Origin of the sequence: Chryseobacterium sp. PvR013 (assembly GCF_017833095.1) — a bacterium.
GTDB classification, from domain to species: domain Bacteria; phylum Bacteroidota; class Bacteroidia; order Flavobacteriales; family Weeksellaceae; genus Chryseobacterium; species Chryseobacterium culicis_A.
Genome location: NZ_JAFIBT010000001.1, coordinates 2,395,761 through 2,410,271, shown reverse-complemented (window position 1 = coordinate 2,410,271; position 14,511 = coordinate 2,395,761). Strand labels below are relative to the sequence as shown.

Sequence of the window (14,511 nt, the reverse complement as noted above, 5' to 3'; positions counted from 1 at the left end):
TACTTTAAGGATGGAGCTTCTAAGTCAGAATATCTTTGTACTGTTCAATAACTTATTAAAGATAAATTCTAATGAAAGCAATAAAATTCAAAAACAGAAATTGGGATGTAGCAGGTATCCTTCAATTCCCTAAAGACTTTGATGAAACTAAAAAATATCCTGCGATTGTTTGTGCGCATCCTATCAGCAGTTGTAAAGAGCAGACAGCCGGAAACATTTATGGAAAAGCATTGGCAGAAGCAGGTTTTATTACGCTGGCTTTTGATGCCTCTAACCAGGGAGAAAGCGGTGGCGAAGTAAGGTTCTTAGAAGACCCCGCTACCCGTGTAGAAGATTTTCGTTGTGCTGCAGACTTTCTGACTACATTGGATTATGTAGATGAAGAAAAAATAGGTGTTTTGGGAGTTTGTGGCGGAGGCGGATATGCTGTTAATGCTGCAATGACGGAAAGACGCTTTAAAGCCGTAGTAACGGTTGTGGGTGCGAACTATGGGCGTTTGCTTCGTGAGGGAGATTTTACAGCTGATGCAGCTATCAAAACCCTGGAGGGAATTGCAAGGCAACGCACCGCTCAGGCAAGAGGAGCTGAACCTGCTATTACAGTCTACAGACCAAATTCACAGGAAGACAGAATAGCCGCAGGAATGAACGATGTTGACATCATTGAAGCTGTAGACTACTATCAGACACCAAGAGGACAGCATCCGAACTCACCCAATCATTTACGTGTGGATAGTTTGGACAAAGCAATGGCTTTTGATGCTTTCCATTTAGCAGACTTATTGCTTACACAGCCACTTCACATAGTGATTGGCGATAAAGTAGGCGCTTTTGGTTCATACAGGGATGGTTTTGAGCTGTTTAATAAGTCGGCATCAAAGCAAAAGAGCATTCAGGTTGTTCAGGGAGCAAGCCATTATGATTTATATGATGGAGAAGAAGCTACGAAAAGAGCATTGGAAGAGATAGTTCCGTTTTTTAATAAATATCTTGCTTAGTACCCGGCATTTTTCATCGTTCTCAGAAATTTTAGAGGCCGTCTCACAACTCGTGAAAACGGTCTTTTTTATGAAATTTTTCTGTATCTCTATCAGGAAGAGTTTTCGTTTAAACGATTCTTAACCCACATCATCTAGTTGCGATACACTTACTTCTTACTTATTTTTGTATAAATCATACAATTTAAAGGAATAAAAATCTGCTTTCTCTCTAAATTTTGATGTTCGGATCCTGTTAGGTCATCGAATCCTAAATTTTCAAATCTCTATGGTTTGTAATTTTAATTAATTGATTTTCAGTTGTTATATGTTTTATCGTAGAATCATGAGTTCTTTGAAATCAGCACTTTTGTAATGAAAGTCTTAATCTGCTGAAAGCTAACTATTAATTACTGTTGGAATAATAACTGTTTATTTGGCTGTTTCGTTCTTGAACCATAAACGAAGAGATCTCGAAAAATTTGGTGGGAATTTAGAAAGGATAATAGAATTAGATAATCCTCTATTTGATATTGACAAGCTTATTCAGGATCCATATTAATAAAGAAAGAGCTGAAAAAGAAGGCCCGTTCAAATCTACAATTGCTCATGGCTATTTGCTTTTATCGCTGATCCCTTATCTCTGGAAACAAATTGCTGTGTTGAGAAATGTAAAAATGAAAATCAATTATGGGATTGAGAACCTTAAATTTGGCCAGGCTGTTCCTGTAGAGACTGACGTAAAACTACAGGCCACTGTGAAATCGGTGACAGATCTTAGAGGAACTATAAAAGTAGTAGTGGAAGCTAAACTTCTTATAAAGAATCATGCGAAACCCGCCTATACAGGGGATGTAATTTTTCTATATCATTTTTTATAATAAGAAGCCAGATTAAAAAAATTAAAATACGGGAAGCCTCCAATATCTTACTTTTTGGATTATGATACTAACATTTGATTAAATAACTTTTTCATATAAAATCATAGTGATCCAGTCTTATCACAAAATAATGTTCAATTGTTTTTTGAGCTTTTTTGCACATTGATAAAAGATCATTTCCTGATGTATTGTCAAAACTAAAGTCATCATGGGTTTTCACGATATATTCAGTTACTATTTCAATATTCATTAAATCAATTTCCATTACATCGGTTTTCAACCTATGCTCTTCTTTGAAGAAAGGAATTTTACGGAAAATAGAATCGTTAAACCGGTAAAGGTGTATTGCTTTCATTATAAAAATATTTAATAAGTAAAAAATTTAGGTTGAGATTCATTAAAAAAGCTTATCTTTCATTTTTCTGCTGATCCCTCTTTTGGATAGGGTACGTTCTGATGGTAATGGGTACAGGCCGCCTGAAAGTATATATAGTAAATTGTTCCAAAAATTATTTTTTCTATAGAATTCATGACTGTAGTTGGTTAATACTTTTAAGTATTCATGTTCATATTCCTTTGCTTCCTGTAGTGTGTAATTTTTTGGAATATTTTTAATAATATCCATAGCAGTTTGGTTGAAGATTTTGGGCGAATATTTTTCTATAAAGTCCAATTCAATCCTGCACATCCCAATAAGTGGAACCAGTAAAGAAAAAATTTCATTGTAAAAGTTATAAATATTTACTTTCCATGATGATCTTTCTTCTTCCGGTAAAATCTGAGTAGTCAACAGAATGAGTTTTTTATGGGTTACTTCCATTTCATCTGTATAGACTTCGTTTTGCTGCCAGAATATAGATGCATTGATTTTATTTTTTTTAGTAATATTTTCCAGTATATATTCAAACTGGATTTTAATATTCTGTATGTTCCCGCTCAGGTCTTCTAAAACAGACTGCCACAGGTTATGCTGGCTTAAACTACAGTATGTGCTAAATACCAATCTTGATCTGTTGATAAGCTGCTGTAATTCTTTTAACATTCTTATAATCTCTTTAGCATCTCTTTCTAAGGTTATGTTTGTATTTCTTAGATAGAACAGCGAGGTAAACTGGGAATAATAGGATCTTCTTGAAATATTTTTTTTATTTCTGAGCCTCAATTTACTCTTTGGATGCTTAGTTAACTTTTTCATCAGAATTTTATTGTAAATCATTTTTCATGACAGCCCTTTTTTCGAAGGCCTTTTGCTGTATTATAAGGGAAATAAGATACTGTCTTAGATCTCTGATTGTTATATTTTTCTCTGCAAAAGAAAAAAATAGTGGTGTTTCGTCTAAAAGCTCATAGAGTTCAGGAAATTCTTTTTGAATTTCAACTGTTTTTTTTAATATCTTTTTCGTTAAAATAGATAGGGTATCCAGATTATTCATAGCCGCTTTTTATTATTGTTACGATCATCTTAAATCGCTTATTTCCTTTTATAGAATGAGATTTATGGGAAGGAACGATAATGCATTCACCCTCTTCCATAAAGTAAGAAGCCCCGTCTATAATGATTTCAGCTTTACCTTCAATGATCTGTGCAACAGTATCGAAAGGAGAAATCTTTTCAGATAACCCTTCTTTGTCATCAAAAGATAAAACACTGATATTGCCGGTCAGTTTTTCCAGTATATTTTTACTGACTACAGAATTTGGAATGTAATCTACAATCTGGCTTGTAATATATACTTTCGATTTTTCAAGTTCTCTATGATTCATCACTGTGGGTTTAAAAATAAAAAGAGCAGATGGTATTGTAAATAAAAGGGACAGAACAGTCTAATATTCCATCCCTTTTTCCAGTGAAAGCGTTTGATAAATATATTTTTTCATGGGCTTTAACTGTCCTTGAAAACAATTTATGAAAGATTGATTTCTTTGATAATATTGAGAACTTCTTCACGGTTTTTTCTTAATCTGTTTCCGATTCTTTCCAGCATTTCCCTTTCTTTACCTTCTTCAAGCTTCAGATCGTGGTCCGTTAATGTTGAAAATTTTTCTTTCAGTTGTTTTGACTGCTCAATCCAGGCTCCAGGAGTTTTGAAAAATTTGTTGCCTTTGTTTTGGTTTGTGTCCATAAGGTGGATTTTAGTGTAACTTCATTGCTACCATACAAAGATGGGTGTTTAATAATCTATTGTATTACAGATTGTTTCTTTTATGTTGCACATATCACACTTTTATAAAATACCGGCTTGTTTTGAGCATCTGAATACGGTTGATCATAAAAACAATGGCTTTGATGACTATTTATGAAGTAATGGAGATTTTTGAGCCTTAGGAGATGCTTACAAACCTAAAATACTGTTATATAATTTCAAATAAGTGATTAATTAATCGTATCTTGCTGAATAACTACATTGAACTGATGATCAGGACTCTAAGTTCCGACCTGTTCACTTTTTCATTATTTGATATTTCCGGTATATCTCATCTCTAGTCTGCTTCAAATCATTTATAGAAACTGTTTTGAAAAAGGAATATAAATCTTGTGATTTCTCCAAAGGACAATTCAATTGTAGAAATATTATTGTTTTTATGAATATAAAAAAATATTTATGGACGTGGACTTTTTTAGTTCCTATCCTGGCGTGGCTTTCTTATGTTGGGAATACTGTTTTTTCTTCAGGGTATTATTCTGTGATTCTTGCTTTATTTTTGATGGGGAGTGTTTTGGCAGCGGTGTATCATTCCGAAGTTATTGCCCATCGCCTGGGAGAGCCATTTGGAACTTTGCTTCTGGCATTTGCCATTACGGTTATAGAAGTAGGACTTATTATTTCTATCATGATGGGAGCAAAAGGTTTAGAAACCATTACCCTTGCCAGAGATACGGTTTTTGCAGCAGTGATGATAATCCTTACCGGAATTATTGGGAGCTGTATTGTCATAGGTTCCTTAAGATACAGAGAACAGAGCTTTACATTGCAGGGGGTAAGTACGGCACTCATTACGCTTACCTCCGTGATTATTTTTGTGCTTATTCTGCCTAATTATACGATAAGTCATCTCGGAGGTGAATATACATCCTTTCAATTGCTTTTTATTGCCTTGATTTCTTTAGGACTTTATCTTGGATTTACTATGATTCAAACGTTTAGACATCGAAGCTTTTTCATTTCTCCAGAGAATAAACTGTCCAAAAATCAGCCTGTACAAGATAATCATGAACTGATTTCCCGAAAACAATTGTATATCAGTTGTATATTGTTACTATTATCCCTGGGAATAGTCGTTTTACTGGCAAAGCTTCTTTCAAAGGATGTTGAGCATATAGTGGTTTCCGCAGGTGCCCCAAAATCTCTTGTAGGGATCATTATTGCAGGTATTGTTCTTCTTCCGGAAGGACTGGCTGCATTCAGAGCTGCAAAAAGTGATCAGATCCAAACCTCATTAAATCTGGCTTTTGGTTCTGCTTTGGCAAGTATCGGACTCAGTATTCCCGCCATAGCCATTATATCTGTAATGACCGGTATAAGAATGACATTAGGGATAGATATCAAATCAACCATACTTTTAGGCCTGTCGCTTTTTATTATTACCGTTTCACTGGCAACGGGCAGAACCAATATTATGCAGGGAATTGTACTGATCGCTATATTTTTAATTTATCTTTTTATCACAATCGTACCATAAACCTATTTAGCTGTGTATTATATAGCTTGATATATACTGAAACAGCCATCTTTAGTTCATATGATGTGATGGTTGATATAGAATATATTTCATCAACTGAATCCATAAAAAAAACTTTTGAAGACTCAGGGAAATAATTTTTCCTTACCAAACAGACCGTTCTTATAATTAACCACTATTGGAAATCAAGCTTGAAAAGAAGTATTCTGAAAATAAGAAAAGATTTTGCAATAAAAATTATTTATTGATATGACTAAAAAATATTACTTCCAAGATAAAAGTCAGAACATTATATCAGAAGATCAGTTAATTGGAAAAAAGATGGATGATATAGAACCTTTTCTTTTTGATTATCAGTTACAAAAATTGCATACAATAGAGCGTGTTTATATCTTGAAAAAAACATTTTTCGGAATATTTAAAACAAGACTATATTTATATCTTAGTGAAGATATAGTATATAATTATGCTATTCAAAAAACATAAAATATTGTTATACTTTTACTATTATTCGCATTATAGTTTAATGTTAAAATTCAATTTCTTGTTTTATTTCGCATTGATAATCTCTGAAAGCTATGATATTATATTTATTGCCGCCGCACTGCAGAGATCCCTTACGTAATTTTTTAATCATATCCTTCATTATGAAAATTTTATATCCCGCACTAAACTTTTTATTAAGAATTCAGCAGGGTCAGAGATCTTTCGAAAATATTCAAAACAACCTATACTTTCTTATTCGATACTTTTATTATTATAATTGGATTGCTTGATAATAATAAATAAATTGGCTGCTTTCTTTTGGCTACCTACGGGTTTGCATAATTATTGCTAATTGTCCACTTCAGTTAGTAATTACGATTTTCTATACAAAAGTCATTAGACCATTATAAATAGAATCGCAAATTTTGTATAATAAAAAAATCCGCTATTATGTGTGTTGTAGAGATATGATCGCAATCATATCCGCGAAAACACCATATAATAAATTTGTGAAAGTTTTATTAGCCTCCCTAATGCCCTATAATGGATTATATAACAAAAAACCTCCTTTTTAGGGGAGAGTCAATTGTACTAATGAGAATGTACAACTATTATGAACAATAAATGTATGTGTTAATCAATTGCATTTATATGCTGCAAGTCATACGATTCTATTTATATTTGTTGTATATGTAGTAGAATTAATACAGTTATTTTAACTCTTCTTAGAAAGGTTTTTATGAATAACTTTTTAATGCGTCATTTTTGTGGTAATATTTAGTTTTCTCTGCAAGAAAGTTATAAATTGCTATGACTTCAAATTCCAGTTTTAAGGAATTTGGAAATATTTGTTGCCTTAATGATTTGTGTTCTTAAGGTGGAAATTTAGTATAACTTAGTTGCTATAGTACAAAGTTGGTGTCTTATAACCTGTTGTATTACAAAATGGTTTTTATTTTACAGCTATCACACACTGTATAGTGTTCGCAATCTTTTTTTACTGACAGATTCATGTTTTATAAAAAGAAAACCATTCTGTGTTTTTCTCATAATCGTATGAATTTAGAGCTGGAAAAAGAAGAATGAAGTCTCAAAGATCATAAACCTTAGGTCTTATTACAGAGATGCGGATAAATGACTGACATCTGTGTTTGATCAGCAGTTTAACTGTTGGTTGGAATTACGAATAAACAAATACTTTACAGACTATTGTCAATAATCTTATACTTACTTTCATTACAATGTATTACAACATTAATTATGTTATTACTTTTTAAAACAGAGCCTTGCCATGAGGTAACTGACTGTTGATTCTGCTCCCTGATTGAGATTAACATTTTTCTCTTCAAGCCCATCATAACATCCGCCTGTTGCAGGGTTATAAATAATCTGATGTAAATGATTCTTTCCTAAAAACCAACTAAAAGCATTTCTCATCATCTGCAAGTATTTTTCATCCTTAAAAACCTTGTAGAATGTAGATAAGGTTAGTATGGTATAAGCAACATCGATAGGCTGTTCACCACCAATTGATTCAGGACTTTTAATCGTTTCTTTCTGCAGCCATCCTTTGTTGGATATTACTTTAATGCCTCCCTTACTAAATGTTTTAGAAAGCAAAAACTTGAATGATTCATTGGCAACCTGTTTATACATTTCGTCCTGGGTCGTAATCCACGCACACAATAAAGCTTCAGGGAGTACGCTGTTTCCGTAGGTCAGGTAGCTTTCAAACCAATGCCAGTCTTTATGTTTCTCATGCTGATACATTTTTACCAGTCTGTTAGCCAGCTTTTTCAATAATGGAATATTGTTTTCAGAGTTTTGATAATGCAATCCCTTTATAATAAAAGCCATTGCACGGGTAGAATGAATTTTATCAATAGACGGAAGACTTTTTTCAATGATAGACTCTGCTTCATCAGAAAACAGTTGTGGTAAGATTGCTTTTATAGAAAGAAGGTACCCCAGTGCCCAGATTGCCCTACCATTGGAATCTTCAAGGTTGGTTTCGTAGTTCTGTTGTGCAAATTCCTTGTCTTGATTTACATAATTGAGAAAACTACCATCTAGTTGTTGACAAAACCTTATTACATTCAGGTAGGTTGAGATTAAGTCAAGATCAGATTCATCTCTGCTTACTTCATAATGTCTGCAGGCTACAATCAAAGCACGGGCATTATCGTCCAAAGTATACCCGGAATTGATATCAGGTTTGTTGATTTTAGAAAATTGGATCATTCCAAAATTCGTTGTCATATTTTTGATATGGCTAAGATTGATGATCGGGAATGTATAGTGTAATGTCATTTTGTCATTGTTGTATTGTTGAAATAATAAGGCGTGTGAAATAGATGAATTCTCCCAAGCTGTGGGAGCCATTTTTTCCAGACTATTTGATCGTAATTTTTCCTGTGCGGTTTCATTTTTCAATAATGTATTCACGGCAGCAGCAAGCTGTTCCGGAGCTTCAAAATCAATAATAATTCCCAGATCTTCATTTAAGACTTCCACAGCATGAGGAATAGGGGTAGAAACAATAGGGCATCCACAGCTGATGGCATAGGAAAAAGTACCGCTTACTGCCTGATTTCTGTCTTTTGTAGTGAAAAGATAGATATTGGTAAGCTGAAGATAATCTAGCAACTCATTCAAAGGCAGATATTGGTTGATAAAGTACGTATGTTTTTCCAGATGAAGCCTCCTAATAGTATCCTGTAAAAAATCACGGTACTTTTCTCCTTCATATTTAATGACTCCGGGATGTGTCTTTCCGATAATCAGAAACATAACATCCGGATTTTGGGAAATGATTGCAGGCAGAGCTTCTAAAGAGGTTTCAATATTTTTCCCAGCACCCAGTAAACCAAATGTTGAAAGTACCTTTTTATCTTTAAGTCCGTATTTTGTTTTCAGTGAAATTTTATCTATAAATGGAAGCAAATGGGTACCGTGGGGTATCACTTTAATTTTATCAGATGAAATATCATAATCATTGGTAAGGATATCCGCAGAAATACCGGTCATGACAATAATGGATTTTACGAAACTGCTGATTTCTTTTACTTTTTCTTTTAATTTGGGATCAGGTTTCGGCAGAACAGTGTGAAAAGTAATGATGAGGTCTTTCTGTAAATTTTGAAGGAAAAGGAGTAATCCGTCTTGGGTTTCGTTGAAAAATCCAAATTCATGCTGGAGCATAACCAGTTGAATCCTGTCATTTTTGTTGATTTTATCAGCCAGCTCCAAGTAAGATATGGCATCGGATGTATTTAAGCGATATGCTGGATCTGCTTCATATTGATAATGCTCATCCTCAGTTTCCATCGGGCAGGTAATGATGCTAAATGATTCTCTGAATTTTAACTTAAGAGATTGTATCAAATCCTGACAATAGGTTGCAATACCGCACACCTTAGGAGGAAAAGTACTTATAAAGATAATTTCAGGTTTATGATAAAATGTGTTTTTATTACTTTGTACAGATCGTCTTTTTGTCTTTTCCTCCACGTCTGATTTTATATTTTTATTCATGATGATATCTGTTTTAAAGTCTGACATCCTGTATTGAATAGTCAGTTATGGTGTGTACCGTAGTAATTCTTTCAGTAATTCTGAAATACTTAAAGAAGCAACAGCAATTCTTTTGTCTGCTGCTCCATAGTAAACATGGAGTGTATCTCCTTCTACGATGGCTCCGGTAGGGAAGCAGACATTGTTTACTTCTCCTTTCTGCTCCCATTCTTCTTCGGGTTTGAAAAGAGGATAAGGAAGTCTTGAAATTTCCTTTTCGGGATTATCAAGATCCAGTAGGGCAGCACATGCGCTGTAAACATATCCTTCAATAGTATCATGTACGCCATGGTATATCAAAAGCCACCCATGCTCGGTTTCTATAGGGGGACATCCTCCGCCAATGTAGCTTACTTCATGCTCATATAGGGGAGATAATATGATATGATCTTTAAAGTGAAGGAAATAATCTTTCCAGAAATCAGGATTCAGATCTTCAATGTTTTTTATACCTACAATTTGAATATCGGGTCTTATGCGATGAAGAAAATAAAGCTTACCGTTAATCCTTCTTGGGAAAAATATCACATTTTTATCCCACAGGAAGACATCTTTATCCTTTGTAAGAGTAGGGGGGAGTTTGTTGAAACGTCTGTACTTTTCTGCTATTTCACCTTGTGACTCCGATAAAAATCTAAACTTGTTGTATGGAATTTTGGGAACAATTATGCCCTTTTTTTGCCATGACGTAAGATCCTCCGATACAGCAAGTGTTCCCAGTGCATTAATCCCGTCATAACTGGTATAGGTAAGATAAAACAAATGATCGATTTTTACGATTCTTGGATCTTCAACACCATGTTTTTCGTATTCAAACTCGGAGATGATAACCGGCTTGCTCAACCGGGTTTCTATGGTCTTATAATCTGATAGTATACAGTATCCGATACTGGAGAAATTATTCTTTGCAAGAGCTCTGTAAAATAAATGTATTTTTCCGTTATCCTTAACAACTGCGGGGTTTAAAACACCTTCACTCTCAAAGTCTAAAGTCGTTTTTCTGAGTATAATTCCGTCTCGTTTTACAGATACCATTCAGTTTACGTTATTTCGGGCTTCTTGTTCCTTTCCTCTTCGTTTACTCATTTTATCCTCTCGTTTCTCTTTTGCGGATTTTGCGGGTGGAGTTTTATCTGATTTCTTTTTTCCGTCTTTTTCTTTTGACATTGTAATTTTTTTTGTTACCTGTAAATTTCAATCATTAAAAAAGGAAAGCTTTGCAATTGTCTTTTAATTTGTTGTATAAATCATAGATATTTCCGATTTAATAGAGTAACTTTGAGTAAATGTCTGTTAATTAAATGATTGGCAGTATAAATAGTAAGGGGGATGAAGTTGTATATAAAATATATGGTAAGTTTGCGCTGCAAAATGGTTGTCCATCAGGAATTGGAAAGGCTGGGCATTAAAAATGCTATTGTAGATTTGGGAACTGTAGAATTATTGGATGATATCAGCGTTGAACTAAGACAAATTCTAAAAGAAAACTTACTTAAAACAGGGCTTGAGATATTAGATGATAAAAAAAGTATCCTGATAGAGAAAATAAAAAATGTAGTCATAGAAATGATTCATTATTCAGATGCACTCCCAAAAGAAAACTTCTCAGATTATATAAGTGAAAAATTAGGATATGATTATACCTACCTTGCGAACACCTTTTCTGAAGTGAAAGGAATGACCCTGCAACATTTTATCATTATTAATAAAGTGGAAAAGGTAAAAGAACTGCTGTTGTATGACGAACTGAATCTTACAGAAATCTCTTATAAACTCAATTACAGCAGTGTGGCTCATCTCTCTAACCAGTTTAAAAAGATCACGGGGCTTTCTCCTTCATTTTATAAGCAGTTGAAACAAAGGCGTCTTGGAAACCTGGAAGACTTATAAAAGTGGGATATATGTAAGATTATTCCAGATATATATAGTGTAGTCTATACTGAAACGGCCATCTTTGTAGTATAATAATCAGGAATTTATCAGATCCATTAAAGTTTATATCACTATAAATAATGCAAATTTTAGACTGGAAAATATAGCGAGCAGTTGAAAGTATACATCGTACATAATGCTTGTCTCCGGTATTAGAAAACATTGTAGTAAAAAAGACTGGGAAAAACGAATATACACCATGATAAAATTAATAGACTTACGGATTCTCAACTTTAATAATGAGCTTATTAAAATCTCTATAAAATAGGTAAATCTGTTTTCAGAAGGTTTTAATTAATTAAGGATAGGAACCTCTGGTTTCTGTCCTTTTTAATCCTATTGATATATAATACATTTCATCAACTGAATCCAAAAAAAAATCTGTTTGAACATTCATGAGTAACCACCATGTTTATATATAAAACAGACTTTCTTATTATCACCTTAACACTAACAGTCATGAAAACAATACATCTTTTTCAATTTAAGAATTCCATTTCCCGAAAACCTCCTTTTTTTAAGGAAGAATGCAGATTAGATAATTTAAATGATTTAATGGCTTATGATCTTATGAACACTGAAAAAGTGACTGAGTTCATTATTGAGGTTCATGATGATTTTATTTTTGAGGATATGACCAGGGAAGATCTTTTATCAATGTGCAACAATGCCAAGGAAATGATTGAGCATTATTTTGTAACGACCATGAATGACTATGACGTTATCTGAGCATTGATTTCAGTAGTGTAAAAAGCTTTTTATATTAACATTAAATATCAGATGCCATGAAATTTCAGCAAAGTTTACTTGATTATATCAGTACTTCACTCATTACAATGAATGAAACGGTTTCTATAGCAGAAAGTGTAACCTCGGGATTAATACAGCTGGCTTTTTCCCAGATGCCTAATGCAAAACTGTTTTACAAAGGAGGAATAACGACTTTTACGGTACCTGAAAAAGTTAATTTTTTAGGTATCAACAGGATTGAAGTTGAGGAAAATGGCTTTGAAACCCAAAAAATGGCAAATACAATGGCTGTAAAGGTCGCCGAGTCATTTGGAACAGATTGGGGAATTGCTTCTACTGGGTATGCGTCATCTGTAAGAAATTCAGGCTTTAAAGTGTATTCATTTTGCTCATTTAGCTATAAAGGCGAGATTGTTCTTTCGAAACGTATAGAACTTCATGATAAGACTTATGCATTAGATTCGCAGTTGTATTATACTGAATTCATTTTAGGGTGTTATAAAAGTGCGCTTAACCAAATATTAATTTAAAATTTAGTTCTGCTGACGTTTTTCCATTAAGAGGTTTTTTGACTCACCCTAAATGTGGGAGAAATTTAACTGACAGTGGATCAAAGGGAAATCAGAGAGTATATTATTACTATCATTGTAAATCATCTTGTGGATTTAAGGAATGTGCTGAACTTACCGATAATCTTTTTGTTTAGGAATTGAAGAAATATGAATTTCTTCCTTCAGTTCAGAAAATCTTACAAAATATCCTATTAACAGCTTATAAAAAGTACAATAGCAAAGCTGACGACAGAAGAAACAAAATAATTTCTGAAATAGAGAGTTATAATGCTAAAATAGCTCTTGCAAGAGAAAAATTATTAGCTGAAAAGATTGAAGATGATGATTATTAAAGCACAGTCTAAACAAAAAATTGAAATTCTTGAAAATGAACTTCATTCTTGTTTTATTGCTACTCGTAATCCCGAAAAAGTTGATGCTCGCTTAAACAAGGCCCTATCAGTTATATCTAACTTGTCACGATTATATCAATCAAGCAGTGTAGAAGCAAAAAGAAAAATAATTAGTTCGATATATCCAAAAAATCTTGAATTTACAGGAATTGAATATCGAACTACCAGAGTAAATTTAGTGTTAAGGAGTATGTCTCTTGTAACCAATGTGTTAGGTGATTTAAATAATAAAAAAATGATAAGAAAACAGTTTATCCCTGTCTGGTAGACCCAAAAGGTCTCCTCTTTTTATTTCCTGTATCTTCTATGGCTAAGAAAACCTTCTCTTAATTTGTAGCGAATCTATTGTTATAGCACAAATAAATGTATTATTTCCTCTTTAGAACATTAGTCAGATCCTCAAGATAATCGGTCTGTACTTCTTGTATTTCCAATAGTTTTTTGTTTTGGCTAACAAGAAGGTGATCTATCTTTTCACTTAGAAGCTTTATTTCCAATTCGGCTTTTAGATTAATCTTATAGTCATGTTCAGCTCTTATACGATCTTTTTGTTCCTGTCTGTTTTGGCTCATCATTATAATAGGGGCTTGAATAGCGGCCAAACAGGACAGAATTAGATTCAGCAGGATAAATGGGTATGGATCAAATGATTTTAATGTTAAAAACCAAATATTGAGTAAAATCCAAATTAATATAAATGAAAAAAATACTAAAATAAACGTCCAGCTTCCTCCAAAAAAAGCCACTCTATCAGCAAGTTTTTGCCCAAAACTAAGTTTAGCTTCTATTTCTTCCTGTATATTTTCTGAGAGGATAGAATTGTTTTTAATTGCATTTATTACATCAAGATCTATACTTTCGAGTTCTCCTTTTTCTTCAATAATTAAAGAGGTGAGATACAATCTTCGGTAATGGTTAAGTTCTGTAATAGATATATAATCATTCTTACTGAAGTCCGAGAAAATCTTCTTGATAAGCAGATATACTCCTTCTCTGATATCTTCTCCTTTTATTTGTTCCCCATCCTGAATCTTTTGTTGACTAATATGGCTTGTTTCCATTTTTTATATTCTTAAATTTATGATGATTTAATTTCAAAATAAAATGAATTCAATTAAAATGTATGGTTAAACCAAAGCATTTTAAAAGATAAAATAATATCTCTGTTGATTTCTTAGATTTAGCTATTATGTTGTATATTCTGGTAGGAAAATATATAAAAATATGTTTCAACTGGTGCGGTAGAATTTGTAATGGAATGTTAATT

Annotated in this window: 17 protein-coding genes; 8 read left to right on the top strand and 9 right to left on the bottom strand. The window is 33.1% G+C overall.

Annotated features, from left to right (window positions below; translation table 11 throughout):
* Positions 1–71: 71 nt before the first annotated feature.
* Positions 72–998, top strand: coding sequence for an alpha/beta hydrolase (locus tag JOE44_RS10840; RefSeq protein ID WP_209785591.1), 927 nt, complete (start codon positions 72–74; stop codon positions 996–998).
* Positions 999–1,504: 506 nt separating this feature from the next.
* Positions 1,505–1,858, top strand: a complete 354-nt coding sequence (locus JOE44_RS10835) for a MaoC/PaaZ C-terminal domain-containing protein (RefSeq protein WP_245169757.1) — start codon at positions 1,505–1,507, stop codon at positions 1,856–1,858.
* Between the two features lie 91 nt (positions 1,859–1,949).
* On the opposite strand, the gene JOE44_RS10830 is transcribed toward JOE44_RS10835, so the two are convergent.
* From JOE44_RS10830 to JOE44_RS10810, 5 genes are all read right to left on the bottom strand, one after another.
* Positions 1,950–2,213 (bottom strand): heme oxygenase, encoded by a 264-nt coding sequence (locus JOE44_RS10830; protein WP_142716671.1) that lies wholly within the window; start codon positions 2,211–2,213, stop codon positions 1,950–1,952.
* 42 nt (positions 2,214–2,255) lie between these two features.
* Complete coding sequence (locus JOE44_RS10825) at positions 2,256–3,053, bottom strand: hypothetical protein (RefSeq protein WP_209785590.1); 798 nt, start codon at positions 3,051–3,053, stop codon at positions 2,256–2,258.
* Between the two features lie 7 nt (positions 3,054–3,060).
* Positions 3,061–3,291, bottom strand: a complete 231-nt coding sequence (locus JOE44_RS10820; protein WP_142716673.1) for a hypothetical protein — start codon at positions 3,289–3,291, stop codon at positions 3,061–3,063.
* Entirely contained in the window at positions 3,284–3,622 is a 339-nt protein-coding gene (locus JOE44_RS10815; RefSeq protein ID WP_209785589.1) for a cupin domain-containing protein, read from the bottom strand. Before JOE44_RS10815 ends, JOE44_RS10820 begins: the two co-directional genes overlap by 8 nt.
* A gap of 140 nt (positions 3,623–3,762) precedes the next feature.
* Positions 3,763–3,981, bottom strand: coding sequence for a hypothetical protein (locus JOE44_RS10810; RefSeq protein ID WP_047420497.1), 219 nt, complete (start codon positions 3,979–3,981; stop codon positions 3,763–3,765).
* A 460-nt stretch (positions 3,982–4,441) separates the two neighbouring features.
* Between JOE44_RS10810 and JOE44_RS10805 the strand changes: the two genes are divergently transcribed.
* Positions 4,442–5,539 carry an ionic transporter y4hA gene (locus JOE44_RS10805; protein ID WP_047420499.1) on the top strand — a complete coding sequence of 366 codons (1,098 nt, stop codon included), beginning with the start codon at positions 4,442–4,444 and terminating at the stop codon, positions 5,537–5,539.
* A 1,752-nt stretch (positions 5,540–7,291) separates the two neighbouring features.
* On the opposite strand, the gene JOE44_RS10800 is transcribed toward JOE44_RS10805, so the two are convergent.
* Genes JOE44_RS10800 through JOE44_RS25280 form a run of 3 tightly spaced genes read right to left on the bottom strand, consistent with a single transcriptional unit; the run spans position 7,292 to position 10,765 of the window.
* Positions 7,292–9,559 (bottom strand): glycosyltransferase, encoded by a 2,268-nt coding sequence (locus JOE44_RS10800; RefSeq protein WP_228451458.1) that lies wholly within the window; start codon positions 9,557–9,559, stop codon positions 7,292–7,294.
* A 45-nt stretch (positions 9,560–9,604) separates the two neighbouring features.
* Positions 9,605–10,633 (bottom strand): pesticidal protein Cry7Aa, encoded by a 1,029-nt coding sequence (locus JOE44_RS10795; RefSeq protein ID WP_142716674.1) that lies wholly within the window; start codon positions 10,631–10,633, stop codon positions 9,605–9,607.
* Entirely contained in the window at positions 10,634–10,765 is a 132-nt protein-coding gene (locus tag JOE44_RS25280) for a hypothetical protein (RefSeq protein WP_255522113.1), read from the bottom strand.
* Positions 10,766–10,927: 162 nt separating this feature from the next.
* Between JOE44_RS25280 and JOE44_RS10790 the strand changes: the two genes are divergently transcribed.
* The 5 genes from JOE44_RS10790 to JOE44_RS10770 all read left to right on the top strand — a co-directional run bounded on the left by JOE44_RS10790 (position 10,928) and on the right by JOE44_RS10770 (position 13,512).
* Complete coding sequence (locus tag JOE44_RS10790; RefSeq protein WP_198424141.1) at positions 10,928–11,488, top strand: AraC family transcriptional regulator; 561 nt, start codon at positions 10,928–10,930, stop codon at positions 11,486–11,488.
* 501 nt (positions 11,489–11,989) lie between these two features.
* Entirely contained in the window at positions 11,990–12,259 is a 270-nt protein-coding gene (locus JOE44_RS10785) for a hypothetical protein (RefSeq protein ID WP_052186224.1), read from the top strand.
* A 56-nt stretch (positions 12,260–12,315) separates the two neighbouring features.
* On the top strand, positions 12,316–12,810 hold the full coding sequence (locus JOE44_RS10780) for a CinA family protein (protein WP_047420509.1): 495 nt from the start codon (positions 12,316–12,318) through the stop codon (positions 12,808–12,810).
* Positions 12,811–12,989: 179 nt separating this feature from the next.
* Entirely contained in the window at positions 12,990–13,184 is a 195-nt protein-coding gene (locus tag JOE44_RS10775; RefSeq protein WP_209785587.1) for a hypothetical protein, read from the top strand.
* On the top strand, positions 13,171–13,512 hold the full coding sequence (locus JOE44_RS10770; RefSeq protein ID WP_209785586.1) for a hypothetical protein: 342 nt from the start codon (positions 13,171–13,173) through the stop codon (positions 13,510–13,512). The genes JOE44_RS10775 and JOE44_RS10770 overlap by 14 nt, the downstream gene beginning before the upstream one ends.
* 100 nt (positions 13,513–13,612) lie before the next feature.
* Here JOE44_RS10770 and JOE44_RS10765 read toward each other — a convergent pair whose 3' ends face one another.
* The gene (locus tag JOE44_RS10765; RefSeq protein WP_047420515.1) at positions 13,613–14,305 is read right to left on the bottom strand and encodes a DUF1003 domain-containing protein; all 693 of its coding nucleotides are present in this window, start codon (positions 14,303–14,305) and stop codon (positions 13,613–13,615) included.
* Positions 14,306–14,511 lie beyond the last annotated feature (206 nt).

Excerpts from the sequence above, each read along its gene's own strand:
- JOE44_RS10840 (WP_209785591.1), top strand. The coding sequence starts at position 72 with ATGAAAGCAATAAAATTCAAAAACAGAAATTGGGATGTAGCAGGTATC.
- JOE44_RS10830 (WP_142716671.1), bottom strand. The coding sequence starts at position 2,213 with ATGAAAGCAATACACCTTTACCGGTTTAACGATTCTATTTTCCGTAAA.
- JOE44_RS10825 (WP_209785590.1), bottom strand. The coding sequence starts at position 3,053 with ATGAAAAAGTTAACTAAGCATCCAAAGAGTAAATTGAGGCTCAGAAAT.
- JOE44_RS10820 (WP_142716673.1), bottom strand. The coding sequence starts at position 3,291 with ATGAATAATCTGGATACCCTATCTATTTTAACGAAAAAGATATTAAAA.
- JOE44_RS10815 (WP_209785589.1), bottom strand. The coding sequence starts at position 3,622 with ATGAATCATAGAGAACTTGAAAAATCGAAAGTATATATTACAAGCCAG.
- JOE44_RS10810 (WP_047420497.1), bottom strand. The coding sequence starts at position 3,981 with ATGGACACAAACCAAAACAAAGGCAACAAATTTTTCAAAACTCCTGGA.
- JOE44_RS10805 (WP_047420499.1), top strand. The coding sequence starts at position 4,442 with ATGAATATAAAAAAATATTTATGGACGTGGACTTTTTTAGTTCCTATC.
- JOE44_RS10800 (WP_228451458.1), bottom strand. The coding sequence starts at position 9,559 with ATGAATAAAAATATAAAATCAGACGTGGAGGAAAAGACAAAAAGACGA.
- JOE44_RS10795 (WP_142716674.1), bottom strand. The coding sequence starts at position 10,633 with ATGGTATCTGTAAAACGAGACGGAATTATACTCAGAAAAACGACTTTA.
- JOE44_RS25280 (WP_255522113.1), bottom strand. The coding sequence starts at position 10,765 with ATGTCAAAAGAAAAAGACGGAAAAAAGAAATCAGATAAAACTCCACCC.
- JOE44_RS10790 (WP_198424141.1), top strand. The coding sequence starts at position 10,928 with ATGAAGTTGTATATAAAATATATGGTAAGTTTGCGCTGCAAAATGGTT.
- JOE44_RS10785 (WP_052186224.1), top strand. The coding sequence starts at position 11,990 with ATGAAAACAATACATCTTTTTCAATTTAAGAATTCCATTTCCCGAAAA.
- JOE44_RS10780 (WP_047420509.1), top strand. The coding sequence starts at position 12,316 with ATGAAATTTCAGCAAAGTTTACTTGATTATATCAGTACTTCACTCATT.
- JOE44_RS10770 (WP_209785586.1), top strand. The coding sequence starts at position 13,171 with ATGATGATTATTAAAGCACAGTCTAAACAAAAAATTGAAATTCTTGAA.
- JOE44_RS10765 (WP_047420515.1), bottom strand. The coding sequence starts at position 14,305 with ATGGAAACAAGCCATATTAGTCAACAAAAGATTCAGGATGGGGAACAA.